This is a genomic window from Microbulbifer sp. 2205BS26-8, assembly GCF_030731025.1.
Classification (GTDB): domain Bacteria; phylum Pseudomonadota; class Gammaproteobacteria; order Pseudomonadales; family Cellvibrionaceae; genus Microbulbifer; species Microbulbifer spongiae.
The window spans coordinates 15527-30910 of record NZ_JAVAMR010000007.1 but is presented as its reverse complement, the minus strand read 5'-3'; the positions used below and the strand labels follow the sequence as shown (position 1 = coordinate 30910).

General features: G+C 53.4%; 14 protein-coding genes, 1 tRNA gene and 1 pseudogene. 8 read left to right on the top strand and 8 right to left on the bottom strand.

The genetic code is table 11. The features are described 5' to 3' along the window. Position 1: 1 nt before the first annotated feature. From Q5Y71_RS03955 to phhA, 3 genes are all read right to left on the bottom strand, one after another. The gene (locus Q5Y71_RS03955; RefSeq protein WP_306040275.1) at positions 2 to 1171 is read right to left on the bottom strand and encodes a cation:proton antiporter; all 1170 of its coding nucleotides are present in this window, start codon (positions 1169 to 1171) and stop codon (positions 2 to 4) included. An 89-nt stretch (positions 1172 to 1260) separates the two neighbouring features. Beyond that, a complete protein-coding gene (locus tag Q5Y71_RS03950; RefSeq protein WP_306040273.1) occupies positions 1261 to 1737 on the bottom strand; it encodes an Lrp/AsnC family transcriptional regulator in 477 nt (158 codons plus the stop codon). 328 nt (positions 1738 to 2065) lie between these two features. Next, positions 2066 to 2872, bottom strand: coding sequence for a phenylalanine 4-monooxygenase (gene phhA / locus Q5Y71_RS03945; protein ID WP_306040272.1), 807 nt, complete (start codon positions 2870 to 2872; stop codon positions 2066 to 2068). Positions 2873 to 3110: 238 nt separating this feature from the next. Between phhA and Q5Y71_RS03940 the strand changes: the two genes are divergently transcribed. Then, a complete protein-coding gene (locus Q5Y71_RS03940; protein ID WP_306040271.1) occupies positions 3111 to 4487 on the top strand; it encodes a TyrR/PhhR family helix-turn-helix DNA-binding protein in 1377 nt (458 codons plus the stop codon). A gap of 9 nt (positions 4488 to 4496) precedes the next feature. Here Q5Y71_RS03940 and Q5Y71_RS03935 read toward each other — a convergent pair whose 3' ends face one another. Beyond that, positions 4497 to 4814, bottom strand: coding sequence for a DUF962 domain-containing protein (locus Q5Y71_RS03935; protein WP_306040270.1), 318 nt, complete (start codon positions 4812 to 4814; stop codon positions 4497 to 4499). Positions 4815 to 4952: 138 nt separating this feature from the next. On the opposite strand from Q5Y71_RS03935, the gene Q5Y71_RS03930 reads away from it, so the two are divergent. Both Q5Y71_RS03930 and Q5Y71_RS03925 read left to right on the top strand, forming a co-directional pair. Beyond that, the gene (locus Q5Y71_RS03930) at positions 4953 to 6176 is read left to right on the top strand and encodes a CaiB/BaiF CoA-transferase family protein (RefSeq protein WP_306040268.1); all 1224 of its coding nucleotides are present in this window, start codon (positions 4953 to 4955) and stop codon (positions 6174 to 6176) included. A gap of 123 nt (positions 6177 to 6299) precedes the next feature. Further along, positions 6300 to 6665 carry a VOC family protein gene (locus Q5Y71_RS03925; protein WP_306040266.1) on the top strand — a complete coding sequence of 122 codons (366 nt, stop codon included), beginning with the start codon at positions 6300 to 6302 and terminating at the stop codon, positions 6663 to 6665. Positions 6666 to 6684: 19 nt separating this feature from the next. Here Q5Y71_RS03925 and Q5Y71_RS03920 read toward each other — a convergent pair. Next, positions 6685 to 6852: pseudogene (locus Q5Y71_RS03920) on the bottom strand (IS3 family transposase); the annotation flags it as partial. Positions 6853 to 7229: 377 nt separating this feature from the next. Between Q5Y71_RS03920 and pheS the strand changes: the two are divergent. The 5 genes from pheS (at position 7230) to Q5Y71_RS03895 (ending at position 11725) form a co-directional block, all read left to right on the top strand. Next, on the top strand, positions 7230 to 8252 hold the full coding sequence (pheS, locus tag Q5Y71_RS03915; protein ID WP_306040264.1) for a phenylalanine--tRNA ligase subunit alpha: 1023 nt from the start codon (positions 7230 to 7232) through the stop codon (positions 8250 to 8252). A 130-nt stretch (positions 8253 to 8382) separates the two neighbouring features. After that, positions 8383 to 10758, top strand: a complete 2376-nt coding sequence (pheT, locus tag Q5Y71_RS03910) for a phenylalanine--tRNA ligase subunit beta (RefSeq protein WP_306040262.1) — start codon at positions 8383 to 8385, stop codon at positions 10756 to 10758. 129 nt (positions 10759 to 10887) lie between these two features. Further along, entirely contained in the window at positions 10888 to 11190 is a 303-nt protein-coding gene (gene ihfA / locus Q5Y71_RS03905; protein WP_306040261.1) for an integration host factor subunit alpha, read from the top strand. Further along, the gene (locus tag Q5Y71_RS03900; protein WP_306040259.1) at positions 11174 to 11527 is read left to right on the top strand and encodes a MerR family transcriptional regulator; all 354 of its coding nucleotides are present in this window, start codon (positions 11174 to 11176) and stop codon (positions 11525 to 11527) included. Before ihfA ends, Q5Y71_RS03900 begins: the two co-directional genes overlap by 17 nt. A 121-nt stretch (positions 11528 to 11648) precedes the next feature. Beyond that, positions 11649 to 11725, top strand: a tRNA-Pro gene (locus Q5Y71_RS03895). A gap of 99 nt (positions 11726 to 11824) precedes the next feature. Here Q5Y71_RS03895 and Q5Y71_RS03890 read toward each other — a convergent pair. The 3 genes from Q5Y71_RS03890 to Q5Y71_RS03880 form a co-directional block, all read right to left on the bottom strand. Beyond that, entirely contained in the window at positions 11825 to 13042 is a 1218-nt protein-coding gene (locus tag Q5Y71_RS03890) for a tyrosine-type recombinase/integrase (protein WP_306040257.1), read from the bottom strand. Between the two features lie 308 nt (positions 13043 to 13350). Next, positions 13351 to 14373: a hypothetical protein gene (locus Q5Y71_RS03885; protein ID WP_306040255.1), complete on the bottom strand. Its 1023-nt coding sequence runs from the start codon at positions 14371 to 14373 to the stop codon at positions 13351 to 13353. 110 nt (positions 14374 to 14483) lie between these two features. Next, positions 14484 to 15350, bottom strand: a complete 867-nt coding sequence (locus Q5Y71_RS03880) for a DNA adenine methylase (RefSeq protein ID WP_306040253.1) — start codon at positions 15348 to 15350, stop codon at positions 14484 to 14486. Between the last annotated feature and the right edge of the window lie 34 nt (positions 15351 to 15384).

Genomic DNA, 15384 nt, shown 5'->3' with positions numbered 1-15384 from the left:
GTCAGTCTCTGCGCAATTCGTCTTTGATGGCGATGGGATTGGGAAAGTTCATTACCACGATATAGGATGACACCAGGAAGGTCAGTATCGCGGTGGCCTGGATCAAATGGGAGGCTGCGCTGCCGATCAGGTTCCGGTCACACGCGAGCAGGGCGATTAACAGGGAAAACTCGCTGATCTGCCCGAGGCGAAAGCCGATATCCCAGGCCAGTACTTTCTGTTCGCTTTGATTGCCCAGCAGGTAGCGGAACACCACTGGTTTGGCCAGTAGAACCACCGCTGTGGTGACCAGCGCCGCAACCAGTATCTCCGGCAGCATTGCCAGGTCAAACTGGGCACCGAGGCTGAAGAAAAACAGGATGAGAAAGAAATCCCGCAGGGGTTTCAGACTCAGGGCAATGTACTGGGAAATACGGCTGGCGGCCAGGGTAATGCCGGCGATAAAAGCCCCGATCTCCCTCGACAGGCCCAGGGTTTCCGCCAGTTCCGCCATGCCCATGCACCAACCGATGGCTAGTAAAAAAACATACTCGTGAAAGCGGTCGAAACGGGTAAATAGGGGCAACAGCAGGTATTTCACCACCCCCCAGGCCAGCATCACTATCAGAGGCAGCGAGCCATAGGACAGGGCCAGTTGTTCCAGGTGCATATTGCCGATATTGTCGCTGAGCAGGATCGTCAGGCAGAGGATGGCCACAAAGTCCTGAAACAGCAGCAAGCCCACCATCAGTTCTCCCAGGTGTTTGTGGTGCAACACAGTAGTGGGCAGCAGTTTGATGCCAATAATGGTGCTGGAGAACATCAGGGCCATACCGATGACCCAGCACTCCAAAGAGGTAAAGCCGAATAGCCAGCCGATGCCAAAACCGAGGGCGAGAAAGATTGCACAACTCACCAGCCCCACAAACGTGGCCTTGCGCAGTACCGATACCAGTGCCTGGGGCTGCATATCCAGTCCGAGCAGAAACAGCAGGAATATAATCCCGACACTGGACATGTCCGAGAGCAGCCGCAGGTTATCGATCACCGCCAGGCTGGATGGTCCCAACAGAATACCTAGGGCAATGTAAGCAACAAGCAGGGGCTGGCGCCCGAACAATGCCAGAGACGCGACAATCGCAGCGCCGCTGAAAATCAGGAAAAAGGACTGAAATAAGGCGCTTTCCGCCACAGGTCATCCCTAATTGGTGGGCGAGAATCCCTCATTACCACAGACAGACGAACCGCCGGCAGACCTTGTCACCGGCCTCTGTGCGGGAATCACTCCTGCTTATCCGAAGGAATGGGCAGCTCTGTCGTGCTCTTGATCTGCTCCAGGGCAAAGTTGGAAATAATATCGCTGATACCCACGCGGCGGATCAACCCTTTGTAAAAACAATCATAAGCGGCAATATCACTGACCACCACCCTGAGCAGGTAATCGTAATTGCCAGCCATGCGGTAACAGTCCACCACCTCCGGCAACTGGGCCACATGCTCGGCGAAGGCGTCCGCCCATTCCGGGGTATGCTGACCGGTTTTCACCTGGGCAAATACCGATACCGGTAGCCCCAGCTTTTCCGCATTGAGCAGGGCCACCTTGCGGCGGATGATCCCGCTTTTTTCCAGCTTCTGCACCCGGCGCCAACAGGGCGTCTTGGTGAGCCCCACACGCTCTGCCAGCTCCTCTATGGAAAGGCTGATGTCAGATTGCAGAATAGCAAGCAGTTGTCTATCAATCGCGTCAAGTGAGGACATAATGCTACGGTGCTCCCAAAAACCACGGGGCACCGAATCCCTGCGCGCATTGTTACACCGTCAATGGCTTGCCGCCCCTGCGGTAGTTGTGTGTTGCGGTAGTAGAGAGGGTGATCGCTGCTTGAAGGGCGTTGGCCTCTTACTACATCACGTTTTGTAACGATAGGCTCCGACCAACTGTGCTGGTAGTGGAATTTTCCCGGATTGCAATGCTTTTGGGAGTATTTGGCAGGACAGTGATGGGTGGAGTACTGCAGGGCCGATTGACCGGCAAGGCAGGAGCTGACCGGTGCCGCGATGCGGTGGGACGCCCGGCACCGGCGGCTGTTTAAGCTGCGCTTTTTGGTGGAAAGCGCGGTTCGAACAGGCCCAGTTCAATGGCTTCGTGCACCTTGGCCATCAGGTCAATTTCAGTGAGATTCTGCAGCTGTTGTAGATTGTTCAGCACATAGTAAATGGGTTGAACAATATCGATGCGATAGGGTGTGCGCAAGGCGCACAGAGGAGAGAAATCAAAGTGCTCCGGCTCACTGCTCAGGGCGTATAGGGTTTCCCTGGGAGAGGACAAAATGCCACCGCCGTAGATACGCAGCCCATTCTCGCTTTTGAGCAGGCCGAATTCAACCGTAAACCAGTAAAGGCGGGCCAGGTAAGCGCGCTCCTTGGGTGAGGCACTGAGGCCCAACTGGCCATATTTTTCAGTGAAATTGGCAAAGGCCGGGTTGGTTAGCATGGCGCAATGGCCAAAGATTTCGTGGAAGATATCCGGTTCCTGCAAGTAGTCAAATTCCTCCGGAGTGCGTATAAAGGTGGCTACCGGGAATTTGCGCTCGGCCAGCAGGCCAAAAAATGTCTCAAAACCAATCAGCGCGGGTACTCTTGCGACTTCCCAGCCGGTTTCCCGGCGCAGCACACGGGATATTTCCTCCAGTTGCGGGATGCGTTCACGGGGCAGGTCCAGAAGTGCCAGTCCGCGCATATATTCATCGCAGGCACGACCGGGAAGAACGCCCAATTGGCGTTCGATCAGACGCTGCCAGGTGTGATGTTCCCGGTCTGTGTAGTCAATAAAGCCCTGAGCGTTGGGCTCGCGTGCTGTGTACTTGCTGCTCTTCGGTGCTGTTGCTTTTTTCATGCCGTTGTCTCCCGCAGGCCATTCTCCAGTAAAAGGGTCTAACAGCCTGTCACTAAAGCGTTGTTGTTATACCTATCCCTATTTTTAGTCAGTTGATCGCCCAGAGGGGAGGGCTGTGAACGCCCTATTGCGCTGCCTGGGGTGATCTATTTACACTTCTTGTAAAGATTTCTTTACGGGAGCTTTGGTGAGAGTCGAGATAACTTGTGCGAACAGAGTAGGTATCCTCCATGAAATCATGGAAATCTTCGGTGAATATCGTATAAATGTCACTTCCGGGGAACTTGGAGGAGACAGTGGTGACAAGGTCTATCTATTGGCGCCGGGCATGCTCTCGACCCAGTATCAGAGCATAGAGCGCTCCCTCTATCGGGTACCGGGTGTCCAGCGGGTGCGGCGCATCACACTTTTGCCCCTGGAGCGGCGCTACTTTGAACTGGATACCTTGTTGCGACACGTGACTGATCCAATCCTCAGTGTGGACCGGGAGGGGAGGGTAGTTGCCGCCAATCTCGCTGCGGCACGGGTTTTTGGTGTCAGTCTGGACCGGGTGCCGGGAATGCAACTGCAGCGCTTTCTACCGTTGATGCAGGTGGCGGAGTTGTTGCGGGATTTTTCCGTACCCCGCTACGGCTTACAGGCAGTGGTGCGCGGACAGAATTTTTACCTCAATTGGTCTCCTATTGCCCTGGGAGAGAATCCCTCTGGGGTGGATTCCATGGCGGGCGCGGTATTGCGGCTGCAGGCCCGAGAAAAGAGCGCATTTATCCCCCAGCCACTCCGCGCAATGGCGCTCTGGGATTTTGACCTGCGCAGACAGCGCTGTTTACAGTTGCGGGATCTGGCGGCATTGACCGCACCGCTGCTGATTGCGGGGGAGCGCGGCACTGGTAAAAGTACTTTTGCCAGTGCGGTGCATTATTTGTCTCCCTCGGCTGCCCGCTCGGGCTGTATCCGTATTGTGCCCTGTGAAGGGCGCTTTGTGCTTCCAACCCACCTGCACTCTACGGGGACCTTGATACTGGAGGATGTGCATCACCTTAGTGAGAAAGCCCAGATCGGGCTGCGGCGGCAGTTACGGGAATTGCCGGCAGGTGTTCGCCTGGTGGCTACATGTGGCGACGTACACACACTGGCGCCAGCACTGGCGCAGGTGTTTTCATCCCTGGCCATAACACTGCCGCCTCTGCGCAAGATGCGCCCGGCACTTGAACGCTTTGCTACAACGCTTTTGCGGCAGGAGTACCCAGATTTAGATGCGCTGGATCTGGATGAATCGGTACAGGATCTGATCAGGCGGCACGACTGGCCAGAGAACTTTCATGGTCTGCGCGATTATCTAATGGCTGCGGCTGCCCACTGTCGAAGGCGCGGTACCTGTCGCATTGACAGACAGGATGTGCCTGAATTGATTCCACAGACTCTGTTGCCCTGGCGGAATTGGGGCCGGGGGCTCACATACAGGGAAATAATGGAGCAGTTGGAGCGGGCGGTGTTTGGCGACCTGGCTGCCAGTCGCCTCTCTACCAGAGAACTGGCAAAGGAACTCGGGATTTCTCATACCACGGTTGCTAACAAGTTGCGCAAGTACGGCTTGTCGATGCAGAAAAAGTAAAGGGACTGCTCAACGGGCGATGTGCCCAAGCAGCATATCCCTGAACATCACAAAATCGCCCAGAAGGCTGTAGAATGGGTATTTGAAGGTGGCAGGCCGGTTGTGTTCAAAGAAAAAGTGTCCGATCCAGGCAAAACCGTATCCCGCAATGGGGGTTGCTGCCAACCACAGCAGATTGAAGGTGGCAGCTGCCAACAATACAGAGGCAATAACCAGGCCAGTGCCCACAAAGTGCAGACGCCGACAGGTCAGATTGCGGTGCTCCTGTAGGTAGAAAGGATAAAAGTCGCGAAAGGATTTGAATTTTTCGGCTTCCTGAGCATTCATGCTACACCTCCTTTTGTTTTCGCCCCAGTGTACGGCGATTGCCGCAGCTTTCCAAGCTGGGCGCTGTCGTGGGTTATCTGCTAGGCTGCCGCATAATTTTTCCTGGGATTGCCCCTGAAACCAGTAAAAGAGGAAGTTATGGCAGGTCCGCTCGCGCATTTAAAAGTCCTTGATCTCAGTCGTATTCTCGCAGGCCCCTGGGCCGGCCAGGTATTCGCCGATTTTGGTGCAGAAGTGATCAAAGTGGAGCGACCGGAGCGCGGCGATGATACCCGCCATTGGGGTCCTCCCTACCTGAAAGATAAGGTGGGTAATGAGACCCCTGATGCGGCTTATTACCTCAGTGCCAACCGCGGCAAGAAATCTGTTACCGTGGATATCACCACTGAGGCGGGCCAGGATTTGATCAGGCAGATGGCAGCGCACTGTGACATAGTGCTGGAAAACTTTAAGGTGGGTGGCCTGCAAAAATATGGCCTGGATTACGCGTCTATCAAGGCGCTCAATCCCGCTGTGATCTATTGCTCTATCACCGGATTTGGCCAGACTGGTCCCTACAAAAACCATGCCGGTTATGATGCCATGATCCAGGGTATGGGGGGCCTTATGAGTATCACCGGCGTGGCGGAGGGCCAGCCCGGCGCCGGACCGCAAAAAGTGGGAGTTGCCGTCGCCGATTTGATGACGGGTATGTACGCCGTATCCGCAGTCCTCGCAGCAGAGGTGTATCGTCAGCGTACCGGGATGGGACAGCATATCGATCTGGCACTGCTAGACACCCAAGTGGCCTGGCTCGCCAACCAGGCACAGAACTACCTGACCTCTGGTAAAAATCCTGAGCGACAGGGCACTGGCCACCCCAATATTGTGCCCTATCAGGCGGTGCCGTCCAGAGATGGCTATTTTATGCTGGCAGTGGGAAATGATGACCAGTTCAAACGCTTCTGCGATATCGCTGGAATAGCAGATATCGCCGATAACCCAGCTTATGCTACTAATGCAGCGCGTGTTATCGCCCGCGCCCAACTGATACCGCAAATCGAAGAGGCGACTCGCCAGCAGGATTCAGCCTGGTGGTTGAAGCAATTAAGCGACGCCCATGTTCCCTGTGGGCCAATTAACACTCTGGATGAGGTGTTTGCCGATCCCCAGGTGCAAGTGCGCGAGATGGTAATTGAGCAGGACCACCCCAGAGCGGGCAAGGTTAAAACGGTACGTAACCCGGTGATTTTTTCCGAAACGGCCCTGGACTATCGACAGGCCCCACCGGTGCTGGGAGAGCATACAGAAGAAGTTTTACGAGAATTACTGGGTAAGAGTGTCGAGCAGATTGCCAAGTTGCGCGAAAACGGGATTCTATAATTGTTTTGTGTGTAGATAGTTTTGGTAACTGGGTTCACAGGCAAGCGCGGGATAGACCGCATTTAGAGTGTAAATTGAGGCGGTGATACTCACTCATTTATCAATGAACAAACTGGGTAGAATATGATGCAGCTGGATCATTTCAATATCGCCGCACCCATGGAAATACTCATTCGCGTGCGGGACTTTTATAAAGCAGTTCTTGGCCTTGCTGAGGGCAACCGCCCTCACTTCGCTCGCAGAGGCTTCTGGCTCTATGGGAATGGCAGGCCCATCGTACATCTGATTGAAGGGGATACCAAGGAGCAGCCAGTAGCCCCTTACCTGGATCATATTGCCTTTCATACCGATGACCTGCAGCCTATAAAGGAACGCTTGGGATCTCTCGGTATTGACTGCGAGCAGATGCTGGTTCCTGGCGGGAGGATTGAACAACTGATCTTTTATGACCCTGTGGGCATTAAAGTTGAAGTGAATGCGAGCCTTTAACCGCCTTATTCTGTAATGGTCAACTATTTCCGGACAGTAAGTTAAGTTTTTCTTCCGCCTTTGCGGGAGGCACACCATCGTTATGCTGATGTGGGCATTCCCAATTGTAGTAAGTCATCAGATAGTAGCTGACATCTCACCTCGCTGCAGCGATTGAAGCGTAGCCGAGAGACGGTACCCACTCGCTTCATTGAACATCTCTATCTCAGGTGGCGACTTTACCATCTAAATTGGTGTCCGGGTTTAGTAGACCACTACAGTCCTGTTGGGCATTTATGGCTGGATGATTCCTCGGTGCTGCTGGATATGATACTTGCTTCTTGAAAGTGGCTCACTTTATTTTGTGCGATGCATTCTTCAACAGGGCTATGGATGCAGGCATACAGACCGGTGAGCGATCTATAGGTTGTAATGCTCCGGGCATTGCCTGCAGTTGGGGTTGCAGGGTGTCAAAGGGTAGGCGCGCAAGAGACTGGCACTGTTATAATGCTCCCCCTGGCAGGTGTATGATCGATAATTATTTTGCATCAAAAATCGTTAACTAATTGATTTTATTGTTATTTTATGGACAGAGTAGAAGAGTTGCAGCCCCTGACTGAACAGGCCTTGGGGCTGGTGGAGAAGGCCGACGATCTGGCCGTATTAGATCAGGTACGTATTGATTATCTGGGCAAGAAGGGTTTACTGACGGCCCTTCTGAAGGGGCTGGGCAAGCTGTCTGTGGGTGAGCGCCCGGCAGCGGGAGCCAAAATCAACGAAGCTAAACGCTTGGTACAGGAAAAAATTAACCTGCGCCGTACTGTGCTGGAGCAAGAGGCAATTGATGCGAAGCTGGCACTGGAGACTATTGATGTCACCTTGCCAGGGCGTGGCGAAGAGCAGGGTCATTGCCATCCAATTACCCGAACCTTACAACGGGTAGAAGCGTTTTTCATGAGTATCGGTTTCTCCGTTGAAACCGGCCCAGAGATAGAGCAGGACTACTATAACTTCGAAGCGCTGAATATTCCGGCGCACCATCCGGCACGGGCGATGCATGATACCTTCTACATAGATCCGGCAACTGTGCTGAGAACTCACACCTCCTCTGTGCAGATTCGTACCATGGAGAAGAAATCTCCACCACTTCGCATTATCTGTCCCGGACGTGTGTATCGTTGCGACTCAGATGTCACGCACTCCCCGATGTTTCATCAAGTGGAAGGTTTGGTTATTGGAGATAATATTAGCTTCGCCCACCTGAAGGGCTGTATCGACCAGTTTCTGCGTGCCTTCTTTGAAGCAGAAGTCCCTGTGCGCTTCCGCCCGTCTTACTTCCCGTTTACTGAACCCTCCGCTGAAGCAGACATTCAGTGTACTGTCTGTGGCGGGGAGGGCTGTCGTGTGTGCTCCGGTAGTGGCTGGCTGGAAATTCTCGGTTGCGGCATGGTGCATCCAAATGTTTTCGCCGCCTGTGATATCGACAGCGAGCGATACTCTGGTTTTGCCTTTGGTATTGGCATTGAACGTCTCGCCATGCTGCGTTATGGAGTCAATGATCTGCGCTTATTTTTTGATAATGACTTGCGCTTCCTAAAACAGTTCTAACTGAACACGTGAGAGCGAGTGGCGCGGGGCTGCTCGTATTGATATGCGAATCCAAATTGCTGCAGATTTTGCGCTTTTAGCCGATTGCGCATAAAGCTGTGCTGATGGAATACAGAAATAGAGATGAACTATGAAATTCAGTAACTCCTGGCTGCGGGAATGGGTAAATCCCGAGCTGACTACTCAGGATCTGGCTGATCAAATCACCATGGCTGGTTTGGAAGTGGAAGGTGTTGAAAAAGTTGCGGGCGATTTCTCTGGCGTGGTTATTGGTGAGATTGTTGCCTGTGAGCAGCACCCGGATGCAGACAAGCTGAGAGTGTGTAAAGTGGCGGGTGATCCCGATGGGGAGATACAGGTGGTGTGCGGTGCTGCAAATGTCCGCATCGGCATCAAGGTACCCTTCGCTCTGGTAGGTGCGAAATTGCCGGGTGGTATTGAGATCAAGAGGGCCAAACTGCGCGGCGTGGAGAGCTTCGGCATGCTCTGTGCGCAGGTGGAACTGGAGCTTGGAGAAGGCAGTGACGGTATTTGGGAGTTGCCGGTAATGGCACCTACCGGTACCGACTTGCGAGAATATCTGCAACTTGACGATGAAACGATAGAGGTAGACCTGACACCCAACCGCTCTGACTGTCTCAGCGTAGCTGGTATTGCTCGCGAAGTTGGGGTGCTAAACCGCAGCGCAGTACAGGGACCGGAAATTCGCCCGGTATCCCAGCAGAATGACGAAAGCCTGCCGGTATCCCTACTGGCTGAGGCCGCCTGCCCGCGCTATGTGGGCCGGGTGATTCGCAATGTTGATATCAAGGCTCAAACTCCAATTTGGATGCAGGAACGCCTGCGCCGCAGCGGCCTGCGGAGTATTGATCCAGTGGTTGATGTCACTAACTATGTCCTGCTGGAGCTTGGCCAACCGATGCACGCCTTTGACCGGGAGAAGCTTTCCGGTGGGATTAAAGTGCGTTTGGCGGAGCCTGGTGAAGTACTTACCTTGCTCGATAGCCAGAAGGTCGAATTGCAAGAAGGCACCCTTCTGATCGCAGATGAGGAAAAGCCCCTGGCAATAGCCGGTATTATGGGTGGTCTGGATTCTTCGGTAACCCGAGACACCCAGCACCTCTTTCTTGAGAGTGCCTTCTTTAATCCGGTTGCTATTGCCGGAAAAGCACGCTCATATGGATTACATACGGATTCCTCTCACCGCTTCGAACGCGGTGTTGACTATCGCTTACAGGAAAAGGCTATCGAGCGGGCTACCCGGTTGCTGGTGGATATTGTTGGTGGTGAGCCAGGTCCGGTACATGTGCGCGAGTTGAGTGAAACCATGCCCTCCGAGCGCCACATTACCCTGCGGCGAACACGGGTTCAGGATGGCCTGGGTTTTACCCTGACTGATAATGAAATAGTCGATATCCTCACCCGCCTGGGCCTGGAAAAAATCGACGAAAATGAAGAGGGATGGACTTTTCTCGCCCCGAGCTTTCGATTTGACCTCGCGATTGAGGCAGATTTGCTCGAAGAACTGGCCCGTGTGTATGGCTACAACCGAATTCCCAGCGAAAGTGTTACTGCCGAGTTGGAAATCGACCCGCGCCCTGAGAGCAAAACTGTTCAGCGTGAATTGGAGCAGATCCTACTGGCTCGTGGCTACTGCGAGGCGATTACCTTCAGTTTTATCGACAGCGACAGTGCCGCATTGTTTGATCCATTAGCAGAGCCGGTTGCGCTGCAAAACCCGATCAGTGCAGAGTTGGCTGTTATGCGTACAACCTTGCTGCCGGGGTTGTGCAAGGTATTGCAGTACAATCTAAACCGCCAGCAGAGTCGTGCGCGTTTGTTTGAGACAGGCTTGCGCTTTGTGCCCGGCCCCCAACTGCGCCAAGAACAAATGCTGGCCGGTTTGACCTATGGGAGCCGTCTCGCGGAAAATTGGACGGGAAACAGAGATGCTGTGGACTTCTACGACGTCAAAGCTGATGTTGAGGCTTTGCTGGCCCATACTGGCGCGGCTGAAGAGTTCCACTTTGAGACCGCTAAGCACCCGGCACTACATCCCGGGCAAACCGCCAAGATTATGCGCGGAAATGGCGAAGTGGGGGTAATTGGTGCCCTGCATCCTCAGGTACAAAAGAAGCTAGCGCTTCGAAAGCCCGCTTTTGTGTTCGAGCTCAGTCTTGAAGCCATGGGTAAAGGGCGAGTGCCTCTTTTCAGCCCCTTGTCCAAGTTCCCGGAAGTGCGCCGAGATCTCGCCCTTCTGATCGATGCGGATGTACCCGCCGACAGCTTGGTGAAAACCACTGTAGCAGCGGCTGACGAAACCTTGATCGACCTCAAAATATTTGATGTCTATCAGGGTAAAGGCATTGATTTAAATAGAAAAAGTGTTGCATTGAGCTTGACCTTTCAGCATTCGTCACGCACCCTTAATGACGAAGAAATCAATGCCTCTATAGAGGCGGTAGTCAGAAAACTGGAAGAAATGTATAACGCTAGCTTGCGCTAATGGAGCATGATGCTCTTTGGTGAAAGCTGAATTGCACCCTGAGAGCGTCTGCTATCGGGTTGAAAGCTGCCGAAGTTTGGTCTGCTTACGATCTGAAGTCGACGCCTCTGAATCAATTGGTGGGATCCAATGACAGAGGCACTGACCAAGGCCGGGCTTGCCGAGAGACTGTACGAAGAGCTGGGCTTTAACAAGCGCGAAGCGAAAGAGGTTGTGGAATACTTCTTCAAAGAAATCCGCAATGCGCTGGAAAGTAACGAACAGGTAAAACTCTCGGGCTTTGGCAACTTTGACTTGCGCGACAAAAGTCAGCGCCCCGGCCGCAATCCAAAGACCGGTGAGGAAATCCCCATCTCCGCCCGTAGAGTTGTTACCTTCAAACCGGGCCAAAAGCTCAAGGCGCGAGTAGAAGAATATGCTGGAAGCGAGTGATGGAGCTGAATTGCCAGCGATTCCCGGTAAGCGCTATTTCACTATCGGCGAAGTCAGTGAACTCTGTGCCGTCAAACCCCATGTCCTGCGTTATTGGGAACAGGAGTTCCCCCACTTGAAACCCGTCAAGCGCCGAGGTAATCGCCGCTACTATCAGCATCAGGACGTCATCTTGATACGTCAGATTCGTGCACTTTTGTATGAAGAGGGCTATACCATCGGTGGGGCTCGCCAGCAGATTGAGGTTGGCAGTGAGAAGGCGGAAGTCGCCCAGCTTCAGCAAGTGATGACTGAAGTCATTGCGGAATTGAAAAGCGTTCTGACCCTTCTGAAATAATTGACAGCAATACACCAATCTAGGCTTGCATTCCTCTGTCACTCCTGTATGATTTGCGCCTTGCTAGGTCACTATCTCTTTTAAAATCAAGTAGTTAGAGAGATAGATCTCTGAAAAGCTCCGGAGCGTAGCGCAGCCTGGTAGCGCACCACACTGGGGGTGTGGTGGTCGTCGGTTCAAATCCGGCCGCTCCGACCATTCAAAGCCTTGTACCATGCGGTTTTCAGCCAGTTTTCGCGATTGAGCGTACAAAAACCAACTTACAAGCGTACAAAAACCCCGTACAAAAACTCCCAATCACTTCCGACTGATCAGTTTCGGATCAATAGTGATGCCCACATCAATGTATTCCCGCTCATGCCCAGACAGGTAGAAGTTCTCGGTGATTTCTGCGTCGGTATGCGCGCAGATTTCTGCAATGGACTCCGGGCTATGGCCTGACTTTTTAAGTAGATGTGAGGCTAAAGCCCGGATCTCATGGAAGGTTGGCTTGGCATTGCTGGGCAGATCTTCACGCACTCCGGCAGCGTCTCTGGCTTCCTTGAACTGATTGGAAATTCTACTTGGCATCAGGCGGCACCAGTGCTCGTCTTGCTTCGCTCTTGGCTGGCGCCGCTTTGGAGGATAAGACACTGCAAAAGGACAGCGGTAGTTATTCAGAGATAAATGATGGGCACGGTTGATAACACGGCGTAGGCCCGGATGTTTGCTATAGGACCAGCGCAGGTAGGTGGCTCGCTCTTCGCCGCGCTGGCTAATTGACTTTTCAACCCCTTTGTCGATCCCTACCTCTGTAACGTGCATGTCCAAGCGTAGGCTGCACACGTCTCCTCGCCGCATAGTAGTCAGTAGGGACAGTTCCATGGCGATCTGCAATCCCTCATAACCCAATTCTCCAGCCTTGTCGTGGATTCGCCAGAAATCGGTAATTGTGAGCCGCTGGCGTACTTTTGGAGGTCTCTGGCGCGGAATCAGCTTCGGTGCTTCATCGCTGGTATTGAATGGATTGAATGGTAGTTTTGGTACTACACCTTCCAGCATCAGGTGGTTGATGAAACTGCGCAGTGCGGCCCGGCTGTTGCGTTGAGGATGGTAGTCTTGAGACTCCCACCATTCGCGGACCATGGCCAGGGTGAGTTCGTTCGGCATGGGGTTTTGCAATTGTTCACACATGCGCTCTACATACCGACGCTTCTGTGCCCAGCGTGAAGCTGTGGCTTGCTTGGGGTGATTGAGTTCTGTCCATGCCACCCAGCTGGTATATCTATCCAGAAGGCTGCCTGCACGAGCTGTCCATAGTGTTTCGTTGGCCGCTGGCTGGTGCTTGAATAAATCTCTCTGGCGGTTGGCTTGTTTAGCTTGGCGGATGGCCTCAACGGTGGTAGCACGAAAAGTGAGGATGGAGCCATCAGGCCGAATATAGCGCCAATAGTTTTTTCTCTTTTTTGGATCGGTGTACAAATTGTCCGGTAGCTCCAAGCCATCCACGAACCTTGGTTTACGTGGTCTTCCCATTGATATTCCCTTTAAATTATCGGTGAGCCAGCAGAGGTGATAATGATTCGGTACACATGCTGTTTGCGGGGTGTTCTTTCGTGCGTATCGTGTTGGGGTCGTGGAATCCGTTTCGATAAATATACAGTCGATCCCCCAGCCATCTTCCGGCTACTTCGCCAGAGGCTACCCATTTAACGACGGTTGCGCGTGCAGGTTGGGTGCCGATGAAGTTCTCCCGCACCCAGTCCTTCCAGTACATGAGTTGGTTACTGGAGTTCATTACCATATACCCCGTTTTATAAACTATGGCGCGATCAGATTCGCGCCTATTGGTTATGTGATTGGCGTCCAGCTAAACAAAACCTCTGGCCGTTCCGGGTGATTTCTCCTGTCTGTTCCAGTGCATCGAAAACGGGTTTGGCGGCTGGGTACCCACCGCGAATGCACTTGATGATGTTGCGTAACACGGGCCGGGTGCCGAACTTACCGGCGCAAATTTGGTTGGCCAGTTCAATCTGTTCCTGGCTGAGGTCGGCGTTTACAAACCGTTTAGGCTCCGTTGAAAACCGTTTAGCTGGCGTTGAGGACCGTTTAGAAACCGTTGAAAACTGTTTAGGAAACGTTGAGGAGCCCTGCCCTTCCCTGGGCAACCGTTTATCTACCGTTGGTAGCTGTTTAGCGTCATTTAGCAGCTGTTTAGGCTCTGTTGGCGACTGTTTAGCGTCCGTTGAGAACCGTTTAGAATCCGTTGAAAACTGTTTATCTGGCGTTGAAAACCGTTTAGACCGTTTAGCTAAACGTTTACAAACCGTTGAGGCAGCGTTAAACGCTAGTAACGCCACCAGCCCTACCACATCAGTGATGATTGCCAGGGTGAGGAATCCGGCGTGCTGTAATCGCACGGGGTCTGTATTGAGCATGCTGGCCAGGCTGTTAAATGCACCGTGTGCGCTGGCGCCTGGTTTGGCTGTGGAAAGGCTTTTGATGAGCTGGCTGCGCTGGGTTTCCAGGGCATGCAATTTGGGGGTGGTATCAAGGGCCCGTTGCCGGTAGCCGTTGGCGGCGTCTGTGGCGATCAGTCCGTTCAGGCTGTTGATCTGCTCTTTAATGCTGTTGAGCTGCTGTTCAAGCGCTTGGTATTCGAGGCTGCCCTGGGTGTTGCGTTGCTGCTGCTCTTCGCTGTGAGTGGCGAGAAATCCAACAGTGGCGACAATACTGATCACCACCAGTAATGGCCAGAGCGCGAGGAGTACATGGCCACTGAGCTGTCCCTGTGCGCGCAACCAGAGGCCCAGCGGCGCAAAACTAAACTTACACAGTTCCAGAGCAACGGCGGTAAGGCCGGCCACTACCTGGCTGCCGGTAGTGCTGGGTATAGCGATCCACAGCTGCACAGTAAAGGCGAGGCTGGTGCCGCAGAAAATGAGTGCGGCGATGCCGGTGAGGGATTGCCAGAGCCTCACACACCACCCCCGACTAAATCGAGCCCCTGTTGTTTCTGCCCTGCCTCGCAGGCTGGGTTGAGCCACAACACTTCCGTGCGTTTTACACTGCCGCGCCCACCACTGGCTGCGACTTGTTTGATGTACATACGCCAATCTGGTAATGCCTCTTGATACAGTTTCGAGTCGTAACCATTCAGCACCACCATGCCCTGCAGGTTCCGTAGAGCTGAGAGCAGTTCCCTGTGGTCATCTCTTGTCATTTCGTGTCGATAGCAGACGCTGCCCATCTTCCTGGTGTCGTGCAGATATGGCGGATCCACAAAGTGGAGGGAATCTTTGCTGTCATGCTGTTCCAGTATTTCGATTGCCGGGCGGTTCTCGATCAACACTCCCTGCAGGCGGTCGAGAACTGCCACCAAATTGTCGGGATACCGTGCCCAAATCTGCATTGCGGTAGAGTAACGACGACGGGTGTCTGTGCGAAATCCGGTATTGTTTTTGGTGGCGCCAGCACTGCCAAATCCGAGATGAGCACGGATTACAGTGCGCCGGGCGCGTTCTACGGGATCTGCTGTCTCTTCCCAGGACAATTTAAACTCGGTTCGGGCATAGGGCGTGAGCACCAGCAGCTCGCGCAGATGGGCATTGCTATCGGGTTGCTGGAGTACACGGAACAGGTTGGTAATGTCTTCATCCAGGTCGTTGTACACCTCGCCGTGGCTGCGTACCTTGCGCATCAGAACCCCTGCAGCTCCCCCGAAAGCCTCGGTATAAAGCTGGTGCGGTGGGAAGAATCCTACAATCCAGGGGGCGAGGCGAAATTTCCCCCCGTGGTAGCGGATCACTGGTGCCCGCACTGTTGATTCACAAATTTCGCTCATGCGCTTTGTTCGCTTTAATTAGGTGCCGGACTTC